Here is a 19,563-nt window from a genome sequence, read left to right as displayed (position 1 = left end):
CTACCAAATAAAACAAACAGAGTAAAAAAGCCCCCCTCGAATCACCGTCGAAAGGAGCATATGCCTCGTAAAAGTTATCGGGAGCCGGAAACGGACGAATGGGCAGACGGCTGCAAATGGTTTGCATAGCGAACCTGGACTGGCAGGTAGAAGGATAGCAAACTGGCTGCCGCAAGCAACAAGGCAGTCAATCCAAAGGAAGGCAGGTGCGTGCCAAACGTTTCATACCCCCAACCGGCCAAGAAAGAACCGACGGCAGCCCCAATCTGGTGAACAAAATAAGTCCAACCGTACAGGACGCCTACCCAGCGGACACCATATACATCTCCCAAAATGGCGGAGGAAAGTGCGGTGCTTCCGGCCCAAGCCAAACCTCCCATCACGGAAACCAAATATAACTGCCAAGGTGTCATCACAACCGCTATCAGCAGAAATCCAATGCCGCGGATCAGGTAAATGAGGGACAACAAATTTTTGCGCGGCAGTTTATCTGATAATGAACCTAAAACAACTGTACTGCCCACCGCCACAATTCCGATCAGCCCGACTCCGAATGAGGCGGTCATTTCCGAAAAACCGTGGTCAGTCAGCATCGGAACGCCATGCGATCCCAGCACGTTCATGCTGAAGCCACAAACAAACAGTCCGGCCGCAATGTTCCAAAACGGTTTAGTTCGTAATGCACCTTTCCAATCCACCAAGGGAATCATCTGATTAGCGGACAAAGTCTGGCTCAAATGGCTGCTGGCCAACTGACCGGGCAGCAAATCGGTACCGGCCGGTGCCTCGTCTCGAATAATCCAGATGGCAGAAGGAATAAGTATAACTATGAATACAATGTCCAAAACAAGCAATGTGTCCCGCCAGCCGATCCAACCAATCAGCCATTGAAAGACAGGGGTCATGACTGCTATTCCGGCCATAGCGCCGGTTGACAAATAAAATAATGCCCTTCCTCTTTGACGGGTAAACCATTTGCTTATGACAGGCGTCATCGCCACTGGACTGGTAAAAGCAAGTCCGAAGGACAATAAAATACCATAGGCAAGGAAAAAACTGACCGTATCAGCCGTCCAGATCGTCCATAAAGTAGCGACAGTAATCATCCCTAAACCGCTCAAGAGCACAAACCTGGTTCCGTAACGTTCGACCAGTTTCCCAGCCACCGGCATTCCCGCCCCATACGCCAGCATGCCGACCGAAATGACGAAAGACAGGAACGTACGGCTGACTCCCAGTTCGTCCGCCATCGGTTTAAAAAAGGGGCCGATGCCCAAACGGGTACCTACCGTAAGCAGTGTGATCATGCATGAGATCAGCACGATATACCATCCAAAATAAAATTTTTCGCCGCTCGTTCGATGTGACATAACATTTCCTTCTTTCCTGTCTGTTTAGTAACAGTATAACAGGTAACCTTGTCCTTATTTCATTTCCGGTTCAAAAAAATCTGATTGTTCCCCCAATTGCATCCCGTTTCACAAACTTCCGTTCGATCTCTGTTTGACACACTGTTAATAAAACCGTATTGTTATCAACAGGAAATGAATTCCATGTACATAGAGGAGAGAGAGTCATGAGCGAGCTGAACCGCAGTATTTATCTGGTGAGCCGTCCTGAAGGAATGCCGGAGAAAAGCAATTTTAAAACGGTCGAGTCTCCTGTTCCGCAACCGGCTGAGGGCGAAGTGCTTGTCCAGACCATGTATCTTTCGGTCGATCCTTATATGCGGGGCCGTATGCGGGATGTCAAATCGTACGTTCCTCCTTTTCCCCTCAACGAAGTGATCGTCGGAGGCGTAGTCGGCCGTGTGGTCGAATCGAAAAACCCCAACTTCGCTAAAGGCGACATTATAGCAGGGATGCTGGGTTGGTCCGATTATTCCATTTCGAACGGAAAAAACATCAAGAAAATTGAAACGGGAGCCATTCCGGTTACTCATGCGCTCGGAATTCTCGGCATGCCGGGTCTGACCGCCTATTTTGGATTGCTTGAAATCGGCAAACCGAAAGAGGGAGAAACGGTGGTTGTCTCTGGCGCAGCCGGGGCGGTTGGCATGGTGGTCGGACAGATTGCCAAACTGAAAGGATGCCGTGTCGTAGGCATTGCCGGAACCGATGAGAAAAACGAGTACCTCCGAAGCGAACTTGGATTTGATGCCACCGTGAACTACAAAACGACGACCAACATGCGCCAGTCCTTAGCAGAAGCATGTCCAAACGGAATTGACGTTTATTTCGACAATGTTGGCGGCGAGATCACGGATGCCGTATTAACCTTGATAAATTACCAAGCGCGAATCGTCATCTGCGGACAAATATCCGCCTATAACATGGAGAAACCGGATCTGCGGCCAAATCCGTTTACGCAGTTGTTAATTAAGAGTGCCATGGCAAAAGGTTTTATCGCATCCGATTTTGCCAATCGCAATCAAGAAGGTTTAGCGCAACTGACTGAATGGGTTACACAAGGAAAACTGAAATTTAAAGAAAATGTGGTAGAAGGATTGGAAAATACGGTCGAGGCGTTCCTGGGTCTGTTCCGCGGCGAAAACCTGGGAAAACAATTAGTAAAAGTCCACGATTAACCTGATCGAACCGTACACTTCACTGGCAAACCGCCTCGTAATTAGCGAGGCGGTTTGTTTGACAGAATATGTACTTCTGTTTTTCCATCTTTAGCACCTCTCCACAGGGAGTATGCCCGTCATACAAAAAAACACCCCGCAAGCGGAGCGTCATATCTTCACATTAACCGTTCGAACGGCCATAATAATCGTTAATTTGTTCAATAATGGTTTGTGTCGTTTCCATAGCTCTCGTTCCCCTCTCAATTGAATTCAAATTTTATGCTTCCGAATGACCTGGACAACGATAGTTTTCACTTACAACAGATTCGCTTCTGTCAATATCATCGCGAATCCTTCCATTACTTTATAATCCGATTATAGTACAACAGATTAATACAGTCAATACTGTTATAATACAAATTGTGAACAAATAAAAAAACCTTTAACCGAATGAGATTCAAGAAGATCACATTTTGTTCTTTCTAAGCTGTTAAAGAAAACAAAAAAGGGACGAACCTAAAAGCATGTAATCTGCTTTTGGACCGTCCTTTTTTGTGCAATTATAATTATAACTTTGCCAATATAAACACTTTGTCAACTCTATTACGCGACAGTCGCTGCCTCTTTCTTCCGCATCGATTTTTCTACCAGTTCGGCCAAATCGAGCGCTTGCACTTCTTCATCTTTATCAAAATGTTTGATACCGTCGCTCATCATGATTAGGCAATATGGACAGTTGCTGCCGATAACAGTCGGTTTGCCGTCCAACGCTTGTTCGGTACGAGTGACGTTTACGCGCAGGCCTTCATGTTCCTCGATCCACATGCGACCACCGCCTGCTCCGCAACACATGGCATCTTCTTTATTACGTTCCATTTCTACCCGTTCCACGCCTGGAATCGCATCCAAAATATTTCGCGGGGTATCAAAGATTCCGTTGTAACGGCCGATATAACAGGAATCGTGATACACGACACGTTCATTTACGGCATTTTCCAGTTTAATCCGGCCTTCTTTAATCAGCATTTCAATGATTTGTGTATGGTGGAAAACTTCCGCTTCCAACCCAAATTCCGGGTACTCGTTTTTGAACGAGTTGAATGCGTGTGGATCGCATGTCACAATTTTCTTCACACCCAGCTCTTTAAACATTTCAATGTTTTGCCGGGCAAGTTCCTGGAACAAGAATTCGTTGCCGACCCGTCTAGGCGTATCCCCAGAGTTAAACTCTTCTTCGCCGAGGATCGCAAACTTGACGCCGCCTTCATTCATAATGCGGGCAAAAGCGGAAACCACTTTGCGGTTCCGGTTGTCATACGCACCCATCGATCCAACCCAGAACAGATATTCAAACTCTTCCACTTCGTCAATTGTCGGAATGTTTACATCCGGGAATTCTTCACGCCACTTGGCTTTTTCGCGACGGTTGATGCCCCAGGGATTGCCTTGCCGTTCAATATTATTCAACGTTCGGGTAATTTCAGCCGGCATGCTGCCCTCTGTCATCACCAGGTAACGGCGCATACCATAGATAAATCCGAGGTGCTCGTTGCCGACCGGGCATTGGTCTTCACAATTGCGGCAAGAGGTACAAGCCCACAATTCCTGTTCAGAAATGACGTCACCAATCAGCGCAAGTTCCATCACATCTTTGTCTTGCACTTTCCACGTTTCATATTGCCGATGCATAGTCGGCGTAATGTCGGTATGTAGGTCCGGATTCGGAGAAAATCCTTCCGGCATGCCGTTAGCAAACGGAACTTCTGTCATAACATGCGCCATTCCAGCGGGAGCGGCCATAATACGTCCCGGCGCCCAAGCCGGTATGTTAAGCATTTTTTCCGCTTTCTCACTCAGATGGTCACGCATCTTAATCATCAAATGCATGGGAGACAGCATTTTTCCTGTGTTCGATGCCGGACACATATTGGTACAACGGCCACATTCTACACAAGAGTATAGATCAAGCAGCTGACCTTTGCTGAAATCTTCAATTTTGTTGACGCCGAACTCTTCCACCGACTCATCGGAAAAATCAAGACTGGTCGGCTTGCTGGGCGGACCCATTTTGGAAAAATAAATATTAAATGGCGCAAACAACAGATGCGAGTGTTTCGATTGCGGCACATAAAGCAGAAACGCAAGCAAGATTAACAAATGCGCCCACCAAAACACATAAAACAACGTTTTGGCAGTAGCCTCACTCATACCGAGGAATGGGCTGGCAATCAGGGAAGAAAACGGAGCAGCAGCAGTCAACGGTTCATTCAGCCATACTTTTTCAAACGCGAGACTGAACAGAACACTCAACATCAAAGTGAAAATAAACCAATACAGCCATGTGGTTTTCTCTGTCCGTTTCAAGCGGCGCAATTTTTCACCGAATCTTCTGTAAGCGGCATACCCAACTGCCAGGAAAATCGCCAGTACGGTAATTTCCTGCAACAAGCTGAAAAACGGGTGCACCGGTCCCAACGGCCATTTGTAACCGGGAATAAATCCCTTCACGATCAGTTCAAGCGCACCTAACTGCAGAATGAGGAATCCGTAGAAAATAAAGAGGTGCATAAAACCGCTCTTCCGGTCCTTAAACAGTTTCGTATGGCCAAATACCTGACGAAGTGTAACTCTCAACCGTTCGCTTGAATCGCCCAACGGTTCCGAATGCCCAAGCATGATAAACCGATAACGGGCATACATGATTTTCCAGAATGAATACAGCGCGTAACCCAAAACAATCAAGAACGCGAGAGTGAAAATAACACTGGTAGCCTGCATTAAAAATAACCTCTCCTCTTTCAATGCCTGTTATATAACAAATCTGGTTGTACGATTTCCAATTCATTTTCCTATTTCTTCGCTTAGAAATCAAGAGTTCATAGGGAAAATTTCATTTTTTTTAAAAATTTTCGCAGGCCGGCCACCGCTGTTACACCGCCGTACACCATTGATTTAGGATAGCTGGCCTTTTTTCTCGGCACGGTAAAACGTTCCCGTGGTTTTGCATAATAACTCTCCGCCCTCGTTTACAACAGTACTCTCCAAAAATACAACCCGGTAACCGTCTCGCATATAACGGGCGGTTGCCTTGATTTTACCGGTATGGGCCGCATTAAAATAGGAAGTTTTTAACTCTAAGGATACGTAAGACGCTTGTTTATCATGCATCAAAAGATGTCCCATCGACGAATCTGTAAGCAACGTGAATACACCGCCATGCACGATTCCAGCCGGGTTTAACATCGGTTCGCTGACCGGGCATTCGATGCTGCATGTTTTCTCCTGATCGTTGTACGAAAATTGAAATCCAAACAGATGAAACAGAAAAATGCTTTCCATTTTTAATTCCGATTTGTCATAAGCGGCTTCCACAAGCCGCAAAAACTGTTCTTTATTCAACTCTGTTTTATCCCCTTTTCCAGGACGATCCACATGCAAAACCATCCACTTTGCAAATTAGGAAGCAAATACGCTCTTCAGATATTCTGCTGCTTGCTGTAAAGCCTTTTTCCCCTGATCCAAGCGGTTCGCCATACTGATAAACCCATGAATCATGCCGTTGTAACGCGTATACTCAACTGGCACCCCAGCGTTTTTTAAACGTTTTGCATATGCTTCCCCTTCATCACAAAGCGGATCAAATTCCGCCGTAATGACCAGTGCGGAAGGCAGTCCGCCAAGGTCTTCGGTCAGCAACGGCGCCGCCAACGGATTTCTGGAGTCTTGTTCATTTTGCAGATAGTGATCTCGAAACCATGTCATTAAATTTTTCGTTAAATAATATCCCTGCCCATTCCTCTGGTAGGATTCCGTATCAAAGTCAAAGTTGGTAACCGGATAAAACAGCACTTGGCAAATAGGTTGAAACTCATTCCGATCACGCAACTGACAGCTGACAACAGCGGCTAAATTACCGCCTGCACTGTCACCGCCGACCGCAATCCTGGCTGGGTCGGCTCCCAGTTCATCGGTGTGCTCGAACACCCACCTGGTAGCGACATAACATTCCTCCAACGCAACAGGAAATTTGTGTTCCGGGGCAAGCCGATAATCGACCGAAATCACCATACAGCCAGCCAGATTGGTCAGCGAACGGCAAATCGGGTCATGCGAGTCGAGATTGCCAATCACCCAACCGCCACCATGAAAATACACCAACACCGGGTAAGGCCCCTCCTGATCAGGTGTATAGATACGAATCGGAATAGGCCCGTGCGGCCCTGGTATTGTTCGGTTCTCCACATTTCCTACCGGCTCCGCTTCGCCCGTTTCCCGCATAGCCACATAAACTTGACGTGCCCGCTCCGGTGAAAGCTCATTTAACGGCGGCGCCCCAGCCGATTTCATCAACTCCAGTACGGCCTTTGCCTGTGGATCCAATGGCATACTCATTCCCCATTTCCTATCAATCTGCTTACTCTCCCTGTTCAAACCGTTCAATTCGTTCTCTTACAAAATCGGGAATTGGCCGCGATCTTTTGTTGTGTCCATCATAGCTGACATAGACGGTTTGAGCTGACACCAGCGGTTCTTGTTCCCCTTCCCGACAAACGGCAAAATCGATCTTCATGCTCGATTTCCCCATTTCCGCCGTTTTCACCCAAATTTGCAACCAGTCGTCCAAATGGGCCGGACTTTTAAATTCAAGCGTGGTTTTCGCCAGAACCACATCGAAAATGTCCTGTTCTGCCAGCTTGATCATATCCAATTGCAATCCATCGCGAAAATATTCGGTGACCGCACAATCCAAATAGGTTAAATAATGAGCGTTAAACACAATTTTTTGACCGTCGATCTCCGAGTATCTGACGCGAAGGCGGTAATTAAACCGGAACCCTTCCATCAACTTCCCCGCCCTTCACAAAATTGATGTCCCATTCCATTGTAGCGGTTTATTGAAATATTCGAAATACTTTTCACCAGTTTATTTCATCCAGCGTTTGCATCCGTGACAGCAGCAGGTTCTGCTGGGTCAGAAAGCTTTCAAACTGATCGAACAGTTCCTTTCCTATAACAATTACCTCTTTCAACTCATCCGTATCGCGGAACATCTCCGCGACCTCCCTATAACGAACCGGTAAAAGAGGAAATTCAAAACTCTCGTTTACCGCACCGTAGTATCCGCTCCCAATCGGTAAACGGTTAATGAGCGCCAAAGCGGATGCCATTTCCGAAAGAACCTCATACTTATAAATCGATAAATTCCGTTTGCCCGCACGACGCTCTAAAGATCGGATTTTGTTAAACGATTCATATCCGATCATCGCCCCATGCAGCGAGAAAAACGATTGCACCTGTTCATCTGTTAAATCACGGTAACGTTCTATGATTTCGTCCCGTTGTTTAGCTTCTCCTGTAAGCAGTTGCAGATTGGCCAGGTTTCCCATTCGAATCGGAAGAAGTAAATCCGGTTCCCTCAACCATTTCTCAATGGTGTCAATCGATAGAAAATTGACTTCGATCACGATATCGCGATATAGAAACTGCTTATCCGGTAACGATACTCCGGACGGCAGTATATACAGCATCTCAATATCGGAAAACTCAGTATCACGTCCGATCGCAGTAGACCCGTATACGCCACCAAATAAAAGACTGTTCGGATATTGTTTCAGAACACGAATATGGATGCCTCGAACGACTTTAATCCGGTCGCCGTGCCGCATGTTTCACCCTCATTTATCACTTTTGTTACTATCGTACCCGATCAAACTGCAATCGTCCAATAGACAGAAAAAAACACCCGCTGCGGGCGATATTGCTGCCAACATCTCAGCAATCTGTCCGCAGCAGGGTGTTTGCTCACCACTGTCCGATTAGTACTTCGGTTCCGGCAATTTGACTTCCACTTCTTTGCCGTCTTTAACCGTAACCGCACTGGGCACGATGTTAAATGCACCAGATTGCGACACGCCGAGCAGGTCGAAAGGAAGTTTGTCTTTCGATACTTGCTTCGCAGCATCATCCAGCTTTGCACGAATTGCCTTCGCATCATCCGTTTTGCCAGCCAGTTCCATCGCTTTCGCAAAAATAATCAACGCGCCATAATTATAAAGTGTTTCCGAAGTCGGCAGCTTATCGGCGCCAAACTTCTTCTGATAAGCTGCAACAACAGCTTTCACACCAGCAGAATCAACTTTGGAAGCCGGATACACGCCGATATATCCTTCCAACAGTTTCACGTCTTTTACGACCGGCTCAATTTCTTCGACCTTTGCTTGGTCCATTACAATAAATCCGCCTTTAAACCCTTGGTCCCTGGCTGCTTTGATAACCAGAGCGGTCGGCTGCGAAGGACCACCGACAAACAGTACGTCCGGGTTTGCGGCCAGCGCTTTCGTAATGGCAGCCGAGAAATCGCTTTGTTTGTTATAATCGACTGCGCTGTCAGCCACTACTTCGCCGCCCAGATCTTTCCACGTTTTCGTCATCAGAGCCGACCAGTCTTTCCCATATTGGCTGGTGGTCGGAACCAGCGCCAGCTTCTTGCCGAAACGTTTCATCATTTCTTCCGACCAGGGTTTCGGATAGTTGTCATATCCCGGCGGAATTCGAACGCTCAATGCGTTATTTGTTTGGATAACACGCGGCTCGGACGTATAAGCGCCAATCAGGAAGTTTTCCTGCTGGTTAATCTGCTGCAGCGCAAGAATTCCTCCCGAATGAGGACAGAAGATGATGGATGCCTTGTTTTCCTGTTTCAAACGTCTCGCGTTTGTAACAGACTCATTCGGCAAATATTTATCATCCAAAGACACGACCTTTAGCTTTACCGTATCTTTGCCGACCTTGATGCCGCCTGCATTGTTGATTTCTTCAGCCGCCATTTCAATGCCGTCCAACGCGTTTTTACCATAAAGTGCAGCACCACCGCTAAGCGGGCCCGTATAACCGATCGTTACTTCTTTTGTGCTGCCGCTGCCCCCTGCCGCTTGTTTATCACCGCCCGATCCGCAAGCTGTCAGAAACAGCATGGAGGAAACGGTTGTCAATGCCAGAAGAGATTTCCATTTTCTGTTCATCTAAACATCTCCTTTGTTTGTTCTGATGTACCCCCGTTTTTTCATGTCCATCATAATTAGGGAACTAAGCACCTATATACGCTTTCCTCACCTCCTCATTGCCATTTAGCATTTCGCTGGTTCCTTCCAGAACGATTCTCCCTTCCTCAATGACGTACCCACGATGTGCTATTTGCAGTGCGGCATACGCGTTCTGTTCAGCCAACATCACACTGGTTCCCTGTTGGTTGATTTCTTTGATCGTGTCAAACATGGACTGTACTACCAGGGGAGCCAAACCTACGGACGGTTCATCCAATAACAAAAGTTTCGGTCTTGCCATCAAGGCGCGCCCGATGGCCACCATTTGCTGCTGCCCGCCGCTCAGGGATCCTGCCGCTTGTTCCCGTTTCTCATACAAAATCGGGAATAACTCGAATACCCACTGCAATGTTTTCTCAAAAGACACTTTATCTTTCCGGTGGATATAGGCGCCTAATGTCAGATTTTTGAGCACTGACATTCCGGAAAACAGTTTGCGCCCTTCTGGACATTGGGCAATTCCAGACTGTACGATTTTGTCGGGGGACATGTTGTTGATCCGCCTGCCCATGAACTCGATTGTCCCGGAAGACGGCTTCATCAAGCCGCTAATCGTTCGGAAAATTGTGCTTTTTCCCGCGCCGTTTGCACCCAACAGAACGATCAGCTCACCTTCCCCGATTTGCATCGAGGCACGGTGCAAAGCTTCAAAGCTGCCGTAACGAACAGATACATCCGTTAATTTAAGCATGGTACGCCCCTCCTAAATACGCCTGGATCACCGTTTCGTTTCGGCTGATCTCACTTGGAGTTCCCTCCGCAATTTTTGCCCCTTGATTAAGCACCATGATGCGGTCGGCAAGATTCATGATCATCTGCATTTTGTGTTCAATAATGCATACGGTATAACCTGCCTGTTTCATCTTTCTTACCAGTTCAGCCAATCCGTTTGTTTCATCCGCATTGATACCGCCTGCCGGTTCATCAAGCAGAACGATTTTTGGATCGGTGGCGAGCGCCAGCGCAATCGCAACACGTTTTTTCGCCTCTTGCGAAATGTTTGCAACCGGGCGATGTGCAAGTTGTTCCGCATCTACAAAGCGAAGCGCCTCCATCGCTTTTTCCCGGCATTTTTCTTCTTCCTGCCTGTATTGTTTTGTACGGAATAACGCTCCTAGAAGTCCGGTTTTGGTTCTCAGACGATGTCCCACAATCAAATTATCAATCACGGTTGCCTGTTCAAATAGTTTCGTTGTTTGAAAGGTTCTGGCAACGCCTAGTCTAGCCATTTGATAGGACGGTTTGTTCGTCACATCCTGCCCTTCCAGGATTAAGCGGCCGGAAGTGGGACGAAACGTACCGCTGATTAAGTTAAAGAAAGTTGTTTTACCTGCCCCGTTTGGTCCTATAATTGCTGTAATATTTCCCTGTTTGACTTCCAAGTCAACCGAATTGACTGCTACGTTTCCGCCAAATTGCTTCGTCAACTGTTCAATTTTAAGCATCGAGCTGCCTCCCCACCCGTTTGGAATCGCCCGCCGCAATAGTTGCCTGTTCCATCTTCCGTAAATTGCGCTGCATTTGACGTTTTGCGATAGAGCCCATAATTCCATGCGGCAGGAACATAACCAGAATGACCAACAGCGGACCAAAAATCACCATTCGGTATTCTGCCAAAAACTGCATCCATTGTGTAAGGATGGTAACAAGCAGAGTGCCTACAAGCGGACCCCAAAATGTTCCGATACCACCGACAATCAAGTACAGAAGCATGTCAAACGTATGGTCGATCACCGAAATATCCGGACCGATGAAGCGAATCATGATGGAATAGAGTCCACCTGCAAGACCTGCATACATAGTGGAAAGTGCAAACGAGAGAATTTTTGTTCGCATGACATTGACGCCAAGCGCTTCTGCAAGATCTTCACTGTTGCGAACAGACTGTAGGGTACGGCCGAACAGCGAATGAAGAATCCGTTTACTTACAAACACTGACAATACAAGGCAGAACAGAATCAAGTAGTATTGTGAAACATAGGAATCAAACGTGAAGGAGCCGACTGAGAGGCCGGGAATTCCGATCAATCCTCTCACACCTTCTGTCACTGATTCCCATTTTTCAAGGATAAGGGACAAAATAACCCCCACGCACAATGTGAATATGGTAAAGTAATGACCTTTTGTCCGGAGTGAAATCAGCCCCACCAAAAACCCAATACATCCCGTCAACACAATTGCCGCCAGTAAGGCCACTATTGTGTTGACGCCCAGTTTAAGAGTCAAAACCCCGTAGGTGTAGGCGCCTATTCCAAAAAATCCGGCTTGTGCCAAGGAAAGCTGCCCCGTGTAGCCAGCGATCAGGTTCATTCCGTAAACGGCAATCGTCCAGATAAATGACATCGCAAGCAATGTCAACGTATAGGAATCTGAAATGGTAAACGGATACACAACAGCCAGAATCAGAAAGACCAGAGGCAACCATTTCGATAAGCGATTCATGATCAGCGAGCCTCCTTAGCGAAAAGTCCAGCCGGTTTCAGGGCGAGAATGATTACAAGAATCAAGAAGGCGACCAAATCTTGCATATTCGTGTTCACAATGCTGATCATGCCTTCCGATAAGCCTAAAATATAACCACCGAGGACTGCACCCGGAAGGCTTCCCATCCCGCCAAGCACGATGATTACAAACGCTTTCAGGTTGACCATCGACCCCATTGACGGGTACACCAGGTTGACCGGTGCAGCAAGCGATGCGGCAGCGGCTGCCAAACCGGCAGCGATCGCAAAAGTGAGCATCGATACTTTGTTCGCATTAATTCCAACCAGAAATGCACCTTCCCGATTTTGGGCCATGGCTTCAATCGTTTGTCCAATTACCGACTTCTTGAGGAACAGGTTTAGAGCCACCATCAAAATCAAAGCTGAGATGATAATAATAATTCGCTGTTCTGTGATGCTAAGTCCGAATATATTGACAACTCCCTCGTAAGGACTTTCCAAACGCCGAAAATCGGATCCCCATAAAACCCTGGCGGTTGCCTCCATAAACAGCATCACACCGACGGCGGCAATCATGGCGTTTATATGCGGCGCGTCTTTTAGGGGATTAAATACAAGTCGTTCGAGAATCACCCCAATTACAACAAGTGCAAGAACAGAAATTACAATTGCCGGCCAGTAACTGAACCCGTAAAGTGTCATCATAAACAGGGTGAGATAAGCACCAACCATATAAAGATGACCATGGGCAAAATTGGGAAGTTCCAGGATTCCGTATACCATTGTGAGTCCGAGCGCCACTAAACTGTATATACTGCCGAGAACCAAACCGTTAATGAGTTGTTGAAAAAACTGTTCCATAACACTCACCCCCATATGCAAGCTGTATTTGAAATAGTTTGTAAATCTCTAAAATTCGGAATTCTTAATTCAAACCAATCGGCTAATTTGTTCGGATATTCGCAGGGCTTCTGCTTTTACCCGCTCCGCGAGCTTCTGCAGTCCACTTGCTGAGACAGATGAAGTAACAGCCAGCAAGGAAAGAACGTATCTCACCTCCTGATCTTTATAAATAATGGGTGCGGCTACGGAAGAGATCCCTTTACGAAATCCATCCATACTAACCGCATATCCTTTTTCCAAAACCTGTGATTGTTCAAAATTGACCGTTTCATCCAACATCCGCAGACAAGCCCCCAAAGAAGTGCCATCGATCGGGAATTGTTGCCCGATTGTAATCGTAATCCGAAAATCAACCGGGGGCTCTTCCTTCGCAATACAAATCCATTTATCCGCCCCGGATTTTTGTGCCAAAATCGCAGTATGGCCGGTTTCATGAGCCAAATTGCTTAAATGAACCCTGGCAATCGCCACATCATCCAAAAAGTCAGCCGCCCGGTTTCCCAATACGATCAAATATGAACCTAGCATGTACATACGGGTTCGTTCGTTGTAGCGCACCAATTCTTCCTGTTGGAGTGTTCGCAGAACCCGTAAACAAGTACTTTTGTTAATCGCGAGATGATCGGCGATTTCAGTCAAGGTGGATTGACGATATTTTGATCGGGCCAACAATTTGAGAATGCGGGACGCCGTTATAACCGCCGGAACCGTGTACATATCAGATCTGCCTACCTTTTTTGTTTCGCTTCCTCCGCCAATACCCGCCGCAGAATTTTTCCCACTGCTGTTTTCGGCAAGGATTCACGGAATTCTATAAGCCGCGGCACTTTATAAGCGGCCAAGTGTTGTCGGCAATGCTGTTCAATTTCTTCCGCTGTTGCTGTTTGTCCAGGTTTTAAAACGATAAATGCTTTGACCGTTTCACCTCTGTACTCATCGGGCACACCTATTACCACTGTTTCCAAAACGCTTGGGTGGGTGTAAATCACTTCTTCTACGTCGCGCGGATAAATATTGTAGCCGCTTGCAATGATCATATCTTTTTTACGGTCGACAATATAGAAATACCCATCTTCATCCATGCGGGCAATATCGCCCGTGTATAACCAGCCATCACGGAGTGTATGAGCCGTTTCATCCGGCATCTTCCAATACCCTTTCATCACCTGCGGTCCGCGGATGATCAATTCGCCTGTTTCCCCGATCGGCAGTGTTCTAGTTCCCGTTTCCAGGTCAACAATACGCGCTTCCGTGCCAGGCAACGGAATGCCGATGCTGCCAGCTTTTTTGGGTCCCTGAAAGGGAGTCGTATGTGTCGTTGGCGATGCTTCCGACAGCCCGTATCCTTCCAGCATATTGGCGCCTGTTTTTGCCTCAAACGAATGCATCAGTTCCACCGGCAGCGGAGCAGATCCACTGTTGCATATCCGGATGGCGTCGATTCCATATTGCTCCGCGCCCGGATATGCGTTAATCGCGACATACATCGTCGGGACTCCTGGGAACAGAGACGGTTTGTGCGCCTTTATCGTTTGCAGTACTTCCAAAGTGTCAAAACGGGGAAGCAAAATGACATTCGCGCCGCCGAGCACACCCAGATTCATCGTACAGGTCATGCCGTATACGTGAAACAACGGAATAACGGCAAGAATCTTATCCTCTTCTGTGACCGGTTGTCCCTCATTGTGGGCGTTGATCTGTTGCACGTTCGAAACCAGATTGTAGTGGGTTAACATGGCCCCTTTCGAACGTCCCGTTGTACCGCCGGTATATTGGAGCACCGCAATATCTTCTGTCGGGTTTACCGGTTCATCCGGAACAGGTGCCGCCGTTTTCAGAAAGTCATCCCATAAAACGGAATTGTCTTCCAGTTCAATCGTTAAGGGGTGGAACGGGACAAGCACAATCTTTTTCAGCTTTTTAAACGATTCTGTATTTTTTACGCGAGGATAGAGATCGGCATATACAATCAGGATGTCTGCTCCGGAGTCATTCACAATGCAATCGATTTCATGTTCTGTGTATAAAGGGTTGACCTGAACTATGGTCGCTCCCCGGCGCAGCGTTCCATAAAAAGCGATCACATAATGCGGGCAGTTTGGCAGCATGACGGCAACCCGGTCGCCTTTTTGCACACCCGCTTGATGCAGCGCTCCCGACATCTGTTTTGAAAGCGCTTGCAACTGATTGTAAGTAATTTGCGAGTGATAAAATGACAATGCCGTTCGATCGCCAAATCGGGTGCAGGTACGGTCCAACATCACGGGTAATGAAATCAGTTCAGGCCGGTAATCTGTTGCTTTCGCGTAGCTTTCATTGTTTAAAACCGTAACGCCCACCATACATAACCCCTCCATTACCGAGTTGTCCTATCTGTTTCTTTCTATATTTAACAGAATAAAAGATGCGCTTGCCGTGGCAACAAGACCGCCGTCTCGCTTAAACATCTTACATTCTGCAACTGCCGTTCGTTTGCCTAAATGAAGCACTTCGGTTTGCACAACCAAATGTCCCTCTTTAATCGCTCCGATGTAGTTCATTTTGATTTCAGAAGTAACTGCGCTGATCCCTTGCGGCAATATGCGGTGCAGCAAGGACCCCATGGCGGTATCGGCAATATATGCCAATACCCCGCCATGAGCCACTTGATTCAAGTTGTGAGTAAACTGAGTGATATCCACTTCATACTGGCCGGATCGGTCTCCCATTGGCCCACCAACGATTCCGACCATTTCTCGCAAATGAGTGGTTCGTTTTTCTCTTGCTGTCAAAATGGCGCGTTGCACCAGTGCCAGCAGGAGTCTTTCCGAATCGGAACCCGATTCCAACACTTCCTTAAAAAAGTCTGTCAACATTGCTTAAATTCCGCCGCGTACGTATAGAACCTGACCCGTAATAAAGCTGGATTCTTCCGAAACAAGGAACAGAACCGCATTGGCAATATCGATCGGTTTACCTGTGCGTTTAATCAGGCTCTGTTCTGCCGCGTGCTTTACAAAGTCCTCAAAATCGATTCCCATCCGTTCCGCAGTGGCTTTTGTCATATCTGTTTCAATAAAGCCGGGTGCAACCGCATTCACGTTAATATTGTACCGTCCAAGCTCGATAGCCAGCGTTCTGGTGAACCCTTGCAAGCCAGCCTTCGCGGTGGAGTAGTTCAACTGACCACGGTTCCCCAAAGCGGATGTCGAACTGAAGTTGACAATTTTGCCGTAACGCTGCGGAACCATGTAGGTTTGTGCGATTTGGGAAGCGTAAAACGCACCTTTTAAATGAACATTCATAACCATATCCCAATCTTCTTCAGTCATCTTGTAGACCAGGTTGTCGCGAATAATACCCGCATTGTTGACCAGAATGTCGAGACGTCCGAATGTGTCAACCGTCTTTTTGACCATTGCCTCTACCTGATCGCGTTGGGTAATGTCGCAAGGAACAGCGATTGCTTCACCGCCCGCTTTTCGGATCTGTTCTGCCGTTTCTTCACAATTGGCTGCATGAATGTCAGTAACAGTTACTTTTGCCCCTTCTTCTGCCAGTCTGGCAGCAGTTGCCGCACCGATTCCACGGCCGGATCCTGTGATAATCGCAACACGATCTTTTACTCTCATTTTCTAATTCCCCCTGCTTTTCAAATTTGATTGATTGTGATCCAAAATGATGCCGTCATTAGGCGGGAACCGCAAATTCCGCTCGGCCAGACACCACTTTATCTCCCTTTTCGTTTGATGCCCAGATATCACAAGAAACGATCTGCTGACCTGACTCGGTTTTCACATCTGTTACTTTTCCTTCACAGGTAATCACATCGCCTGGCCGTACCATGTTCATGAAACGGACGCCAAATTTACGGAGTTCGCCTTCGATACCTGCAGTTTCCGTCAGAAGCTGACCGACAAACGCCATCGTCAGCATTCCGTGTGCAATCACACCGCCAAGTCCCGCTTCCTTTGCAAATTCATCAACCGTATGGATCGGGTTAAAATCACCCGATGCACCCGAGTACATGACCAGTTGGGTTTTTGTGACGGCCGGCTTCACCAGCGGGCCAATCGTATCCCCCGTTTGAAACGTTTTGTTCGCCATGCACAGTCACCTACCCTCTGTAAATGATGTTGGAACGTGCGATAAAGACGGTTTCGCCCGCCTCGTTGACTCCCTTTTGCTCATACACCAGGAAGATCATTTTGCCAAGTTTCCCTTCCCGTTCATAAGCATCAGCCAACTTGGTCGAACAATACAATACATCTCCAGCGTAGATCGGCTTGTAATATTCAAACTGTTGTTCTCCGTGGATCAAACCTTCCTGCTTGTAGGAGAGACCCTCAATTTTGCCGTATTCAAATGTACGGCTGAAAGTAGGAGGCGCTATAATCCGACCGTAACGGGTCGTTTTTGCAAATTCCTCGTCGCGGTAGACCGGATTCGGATCGCCAATCGCATCGGCAAACTTGCGGATCGCCCCTTTTTCCACTTCGTTTTTAACCGGTTTTGATTCAACGCCGATAAATGGTTTAAACAGCTCCAAACTCATTCTGATTCCCCCGTTCCGCAAATCCGATAGCCGGATTTTTGTAAGAATATCCTTCCGTTACCGTCCCATTTTGGCGATGGCGCGGGAGATTACCATTCGCTGGATTTCCGCCGTGCCTTCCCAGATTTGATAAATCTTTGCATCACGGGCCCATTTTTCAACCGGATATTCCTTGATATATCCATAGCCGCCGAGAATTTGTATCGCATCGATCGTGGTTTCCATCGCCACATCACCAGCAAAAAGCTTTGCCATACTTCCTTCGCCACGTTTAAAGCCAATTCCTTTATGGCGCAACCATCCTGCACGCCAAATCAGCAATCTTGCCGCATCAATTTTGGTTGCCATGTCCGCCAATTTGAAAGCCACAGCTTGATGTTCGATAATGGGCCGACCGAATTGAATACGTTCCTTTGCATAATCCAGCGCATATTCATAAGCGGCACGGGCAATCCCCAACGCGGCAGCGGCAACACCCGGACGTGTATGTTCGAGCATCTTCAACGCTCCCAAAGCTCCCGGCACATATTCCGGATCCCCCGGTTCCCCGCCGAGCCGATTTTCAACAGGAACCTTGACATCCTCCAGAATCAGCTGTGCCGTGTGAGAAGCGCGAACACCCATTTTTCTCTCTTTGCGGCCCATTGAAAAACCGGGCGTGTTCTTGTCATCAATCAGGAATGCGGCCACGCCGCCCCATCCTTTGCTGCGGTCTAACGTAGCGAACACCACATGAACGTCGGCAATACCCCCGTTCGTAATAAACTGCTTGGTGCCGTTCAACACGTAGTAATCGCCTTCCCGGCGGGCGGTGGTCTGAATGGAAGACACATCGGAACCAGCACCTGGTTCGGTCAACCCCATAGCACCGATTTTTACGTTGTTCGGATCGCAAAACTGAGGAATCCACTTGTCTTTTTGTGCTTTCGTACCCATCGCCATAATGGCAGCCATGGGAAGATGCGTACCGTTAATGGCTACATTAATCCCGGCGCATCCCCAGGACAGCTCTTCTGTAACCAGCAAGTTGGTGATCGGGTCGTCAATTCCACCGCCGCCATATTCTTCCGGATACGAAAATGTGGTTAATCCGATCTTATGAGCTTTTTTTATGATTTCCCAAGGAGTTTCCTCAGTTTCATCGTAATGTGCCGCAACCGGGCGAACTTCCTTCTCGGCAAATTCATGTGCCAGGTCTCGAATTTCACGCTGTTCTTTTGTCAGTTCAAAATCGATCATAAATTTGGCCCCTCTTCCCAGACTTGTTTACATGATCAGCCAGCCACCATCCGCCACAATGTCCGTACCTGTGACGTATGACGCATCGTCAGATGCAAGAAAAGCCACCACACCTGCGATTTCATTCGGTTGCCCCACTCTTCGCAGCGCTGTGTTGCGAACGATGCTGGCGGCAAACCGGTCATTTTTGAGCCCTTCTTCGGTCAGCGGCGTTTCGACAAAACCGGGGCTGACGGAGTTAACCCGAACTCCCAGCGGCGACAGTTCCAAAGCAAACGAGCGAGTTAAGTTGATGACAGCCGCTTTTGCCGCCGAATAATGTGCAATCATGGCACCTGACTGGATTCCCGAGATAGAGGCCATGTTAATGATCGAGCGCCCACTTTTGCCAATCATCAACGGGGCTAATTCTTTGGATACGAGGAATACGCTGCGCAGGTTGGACGCTTGCACCTCTTCCCACTCCTGCAAGGGAATTTCCAGCAGTTTGCCGTGTTTGGAACCACCCGCATTATTGACAAGGATGTCAAATTCGCCAAACCGCTCTTTCAAAAAAGCAGCCAGTTGCTTGACATCGCTTTCATTGCTGACATCAGCAGAGAATGGAATTGCCAGCTCGCCGATTTTTTTCGCAACCGCCTCGAGTTTGGACTGGGTTCTTCCAACCAATACGACCTGTGCCCCTTCTTGCGCAAAGCGGACGGCGATCGATTCACCGATTCCGCTTCCCGCGCCTGTTACAACAGCGACTTTTCCTTTGAATCGCATAGG

General features: G+C 47.7%; 20 protein-coding genes. 1 reads left to right on the top strand and 19 read right to left on the bottom strand.

The genetic code is table 11. The annotated features are described in order from the left end of the window. Nucleotides 1-74: 74 nt before the first annotated feature. Nucleotides 75-1,370, bottom strand: coding sequence for an MFS transporter (locus skT53_RS02265; RefSeq protein ID WP_200759586.1), 1,296 nt, complete (start codon nt 1,368-1,370; stop codon nt 75-77). A gap of 206 nt (nt 1,371-1,576) precedes the next feature. On the opposite strand from skT53_RS02265, the gene skT53_RS02260 reads away from it, so the two are divergent. Further along, nucleotides 1,577-2,587: an NADP-dependent oxidoreductase gene (locus skT53_RS02260; RefSeq protein ID WP_200759585.1), complete on the top strand. Its 1,011-nt coding sequence runs from the start codon at nt 1,577-1,579 to the stop codon at nt 2,585-2,587. Between the two features lie 585 nt (nt 2,588-3,172). Here skT53_RS02260 and skT53_RS02255 read toward each other — a convergent pair. The 18 genes from skT53_RS02255 to skT53_RS02170 all read right to left on the bottom strand — a co-directional run bounded on the left by skT53_RS02255 (nt 3,173) and on the right by skT53_RS02170 (nt 19,560). Next, nucleotides 3,173-5,347 (bottom strand): (Fe-S)-binding protein, encoded by a 2,175-nt coding sequence (locus tag skT53_RS02255; protein ID WP_200759584.1) that lies wholly within the window; start codon nt 5,345-5,347, stop codon nt 3,173-3,175. Nucleotides 5,348-5,521: 174 nt separating this feature from the next. Then, a complete protein-coding gene (locus skT53_RS02250) occupies nt 5,522-6,001 on the bottom strand; it encodes a PaaI family thioesterase (RefSeq protein WP_200759583.1) in 480 nt (159 codons plus the stop codon). 24 nt (nt 6,002-6,025) lie between these two features. Beyond that, nucleotides 6,026-6,955: an alpha/beta hydrolase gene (locus skT53_RS02245; protein WP_200759582.1), complete on the bottom strand. Its 930-nt coding sequence runs from the start codon at nt 6,953-6,955 to the stop codon at nt 6,026-6,028. Between the two features lie 28 nt (nt 6,956-6,983). Beyond that, nucleotides 6,984-7,412 (bottom strand): acyl-CoA thioesterase, encoded by a 429-nt coding sequence (locus skT53_RS02240; protein ID WP_200759581.1) that lies wholly within the window; start codon nt 7,410-7,412, stop codon nt 6,984-6,986. Nucleotides 7,413-7,485: 73 nt separating this feature from the next. Next, nucleotides 7,486-8,235 (bottom strand): helix-hairpin-helix domain-containing protein, encoded by a 750-nt coding sequence (locus skT53_RS02235; protein ID WP_200759580.1) that lies wholly within the window; start codon nt 8,233-8,235, stop codon nt 7,486-7,488. 150 nt (nt 8,236-8,385) lie between these two features. Then, entirely contained in the window at nt 8,386-9,591 is a 1,206-nt protein-coding gene (locus skT53_RS02230; protein WP_200759579.1) for an ABC transporter substrate-binding protein, read from the bottom strand. A gap of 64 nt (nt 9,592-9,655) precedes the next feature. Next, nucleotides 9,656-10,363: an ABC transporter ATP-binding protein gene (locus skT53_RS02225; RefSeq protein ID WP_200759578.1), complete on the bottom strand. Its 708-nt coding sequence runs from the start codon at nt 10,361-10,363 to the stop codon at nt 9,656-9,658. Next, nucleotides 10,356-11,117 carry an ABC transporter ATP-binding protein gene (locus tag skT53_RS02220; RefSeq protein WP_200759577.1) on the bottom strand — a complete coding sequence of 254 codons (762 nt, stop codon included), beginning with the start codon at nt 11,115-11,117 and terminating at the stop codon, nt 10,356-10,358. Before skT53_RS02220 ends, skT53_RS02225 begins: the two co-directional genes overlap by 8 nt. After that, complete coding sequence (locus skT53_RS02215) at nt 11,110-12,114, bottom strand: branched-chain amino acid ABC transporter permease (protein ID WP_200759576.1); 1,005 nt, start codon at nt 12,112-12,114, stop codon at nt 11,110-11,112. The genes skT53_RS02220 and skT53_RS02215 overlap by 8 nt, the downstream gene beginning before the upstream one ends. A gap of 2 nt (nt 12,115-12,116) precedes the next feature. Then, a complete protein-coding gene (locus skT53_RS02210; protein ID WP_200759575.1) occupies nt 12,117-12,977 on the bottom strand; it encodes a branched-chain amino acid ABC transporter permease in 861 nt (286 codons plus the stop codon). A 69-nt stretch (nt 12,978-13,046) separates the two neighbouring features. Beyond that, nucleotides 13,047-13,736 carry an IclR family transcriptional regulator gene (locus tag skT53_RS02205; RefSeq protein ID WP_200759574.1) on the bottom strand — a complete coding sequence of 230 codons (690 nt, stop codon included), beginning with the start codon at nt 13,734-13,736 and terminating at the stop codon, nt 13,047-13,049. Between the two features lie 11 nt (nt 13,737-13,747). Next, nucleotides 13,748-15,361 (bottom strand): long-chain-fatty-acid--CoA ligase, encoded by a 1,614-nt coding sequence (locus tag skT53_RS02200; RefSeq protein ID WP_200759573.1) that lies wholly within the window; start codon nt 15,359-15,361, stop codon nt 13,748-13,750. 27 nt (nt 15,362-15,388) lie between these two features. Continuing rightward, a complete protein-coding gene (locus skT53_RS02195) occupies nt 15,389-15,874 on the bottom strand; it encodes a PaaI family thioesterase (RefSeq protein ID WP_200759572.1) in 486 nt (161 codons plus the stop codon). A gap of 3 nt (nt 15,875-15,877) precedes the next feature. Then, complete coding sequence (locus skT53_RS02190) at nt 15,878-16,630, bottom strand: SDR family NAD(P)-dependent oxidoreductase (protein ID WP_200759571.1); 753 nt, start codon at nt 16,628-16,630, stop codon at nt 15,878-15,880. A 58-nt stretch (nt 16,631-16,688) separates the two neighbouring features. Further along, nucleotides 16,689-17,105, bottom strand: a complete 417-nt coding sequence (locus skT53_RS02185) for a MaoC family dehydratase (RefSeq protein ID WP_200759570.1) — start codon at nt 17,103-17,105, stop codon at nt 16,689-16,691. A 10-nt stretch (nt 17,106-17,115) separates the two neighbouring features. Further along, nucleotides 17,116-17,553 (bottom strand): MaoC family dehydratase N-terminal domain-containing protein, encoded by a 438-nt coding sequence (locus tag skT53_RS02180; protein ID WP_200759569.1) that lies wholly within the window; start codon nt 17,551-17,553, stop codon nt 17,116-17,118. A 57-nt stretch (nt 17,554-17,610) separates the two neighbouring features. Beyond that, a complete protein-coding gene (locus skT53_RS02175; protein ID WP_200760840.1) occupies nt 17,611-18,789 on the bottom strand; it encodes an acyl-CoA dehydrogenase family protein in 1,179 nt (392 codons plus the stop codon). Nucleotides 18,790-18,819: 30 nt separating this feature from the next. Beyond that, nucleotides 18,820-19,560, bottom strand: a complete 741-nt coding sequence (locus skT53_RS02170) for an SDR family NAD(P)-dependent oxidoreductase (protein WP_200759568.1) — start codon at nt 19,558-19,560, stop codon at nt 18,820-18,822. Between the last annotated feature and the right edge of the window lie 3 nt (nt 19,561-19,563).

This window comes from Effusibacillus dendaii, from assembly GCF_015097055.1.
GTDB lineage: Bacteria > Bacillota > Bacilli > Tumebacillales > Effusibacillaceae > Effusibacillus > Effusibacillus dendaii.
The sequence above is the reverse complement of the archived record's forward strand: the minus strand, read 5'-3'. Positions and strand labels throughout refer to the sequence as shown.

What these genes read in the sequence shown, in the direction of transcription:
- skT53_RS02265 (WP_200759586.1), bottom strand. Translation starts at nt 1,370, where the DNA reads ATGTCACATCGAACGAGCGGCGAAAAATTTTATTTTGGATGGTATATC.
- skT53_RS02260 (WP_200759585.1), top strand. Translation starts at nt 1,577, where the DNA reads ATGAGCGAGCTGAACCGCAGTATTTATCTGGTGAGCCGTCCTGAAGGA.
- skT53_RS02255 (WP_200759584.1), bottom strand. Translation starts at nt 5,347, where the DNA reads ATGCAGGCTACCAGTGTTATTTTCACTCTCGCGTTCTTGATTGTTTTG.
- skT53_RS02245 (WP_200759582.1), bottom strand. Translation starts at nt 6,955, where the DNA reads ATGCCATTGGATCCACAGGCAAAGGCCGTACTGGAGTTGATGAAATCG.
- skT53_RS02240 (WP_200759581.1), bottom strand. Translation starts at nt 7,412, where the DNA reads ATGGAAGGGTTCCGGTTTAATTACCGCCTTCGCGTCAGATACTCGGAG.
- skT53_RS02235 (WP_200759580.1), bottom strand. Translation starts at nt 8,235, where the DNA reads ATGCGGCACGGCGACCGGATTAAAGTCGTTCGAGGCATCCATATTCGT.
- skT53_RS02230 (WP_200759579.1), bottom strand. Translation starts at nt 9,591, where the DNA reads ATGAACAGAAAATGGAAATCTCTTCTGGCATTGACAACCGTTTCCTCC.
- skT53_RS02225 (WP_200759578.1), bottom strand. Translation starts at nt 10,363, where the DNA reads ATGCTTAAATTAACGGATGTATCTGTTCGTTACGGCAGCTTTGAAGCT.
- skT53_RS02220 (WP_200759577.1), bottom strand. Translation starts at nt 11,117, where the DNA reads ATGCTTAAAATTGAACAGTTGACGAAGCAATTTGGCGGAAACGTAGCA.
- skT53_RS02215 (WP_200759576.1), bottom strand. Translation starts at nt 12,114, where the DNA reads ATGAATCGCTTATCGAAATGGTTGCCTCTGGTCTTTCTGATTCTGGCT.
- skT53_RS02210 (WP_200759575.1), bottom strand. Translation starts at nt 12,977, where the DNA reads ATGGAACAGTTTTTTCAACAACTCATTAACGGTTTGGTTCTCGGCAGT.
- skT53_RS02205 (WP_200759574.1), bottom strand. Translation starts at nt 13,736, where the DNA reads ATGTACACGGTTCCGGCGGTTATAACGGCGTCCCGCATTCTCAAATTG.
- skT53_RS02200 (WP_200759573.1), bottom strand. Translation starts at nt 15,361, where the DNA reads ATGGTGGGCGTTACGGTTTTAAACAATGAAAGCTACGCGAAAGCAACA.
- skT53_RS02195 (WP_200759572.1), bottom strand. Translation starts at nt 15,874, where the DNA reads ATGTTGACAGACTTTTTTAAGGAAGTGTTGGAATCGGGTTCCGATTCG.
- skT53_RS02190 (WP_200759571.1), bottom strand. Translation starts at nt 16,630, where the DNA reads ATGAGAGTAAAAGATCGTGTTGCGATTATCACAGGATCCGGCCGTGGA.
- skT53_RS02185 (WP_200759570.1), bottom strand. Translation starts at nt 17,105, where the DNA reads ATGGCGAACAAAACGTTTCAAACGGGGGATACGATTGGCCCGCTGGTG.
- skT53_RS02180 (WP_200759569.1), bottom strand. Translation starts at nt 17,553, where the DNA reads ATGAGTTTGGAGCTGTTTAAACCATTTATCGGCGTTGAATCAAAACCG.
- skT53_RS02170 (WP_200759568.1), bottom strand. Translation starts at nt 19,560, where the DNA reads ATGCGATTCAAAGGAAAAGTCGCTGTTGTAACAGGCGCGGGAAGCGGA.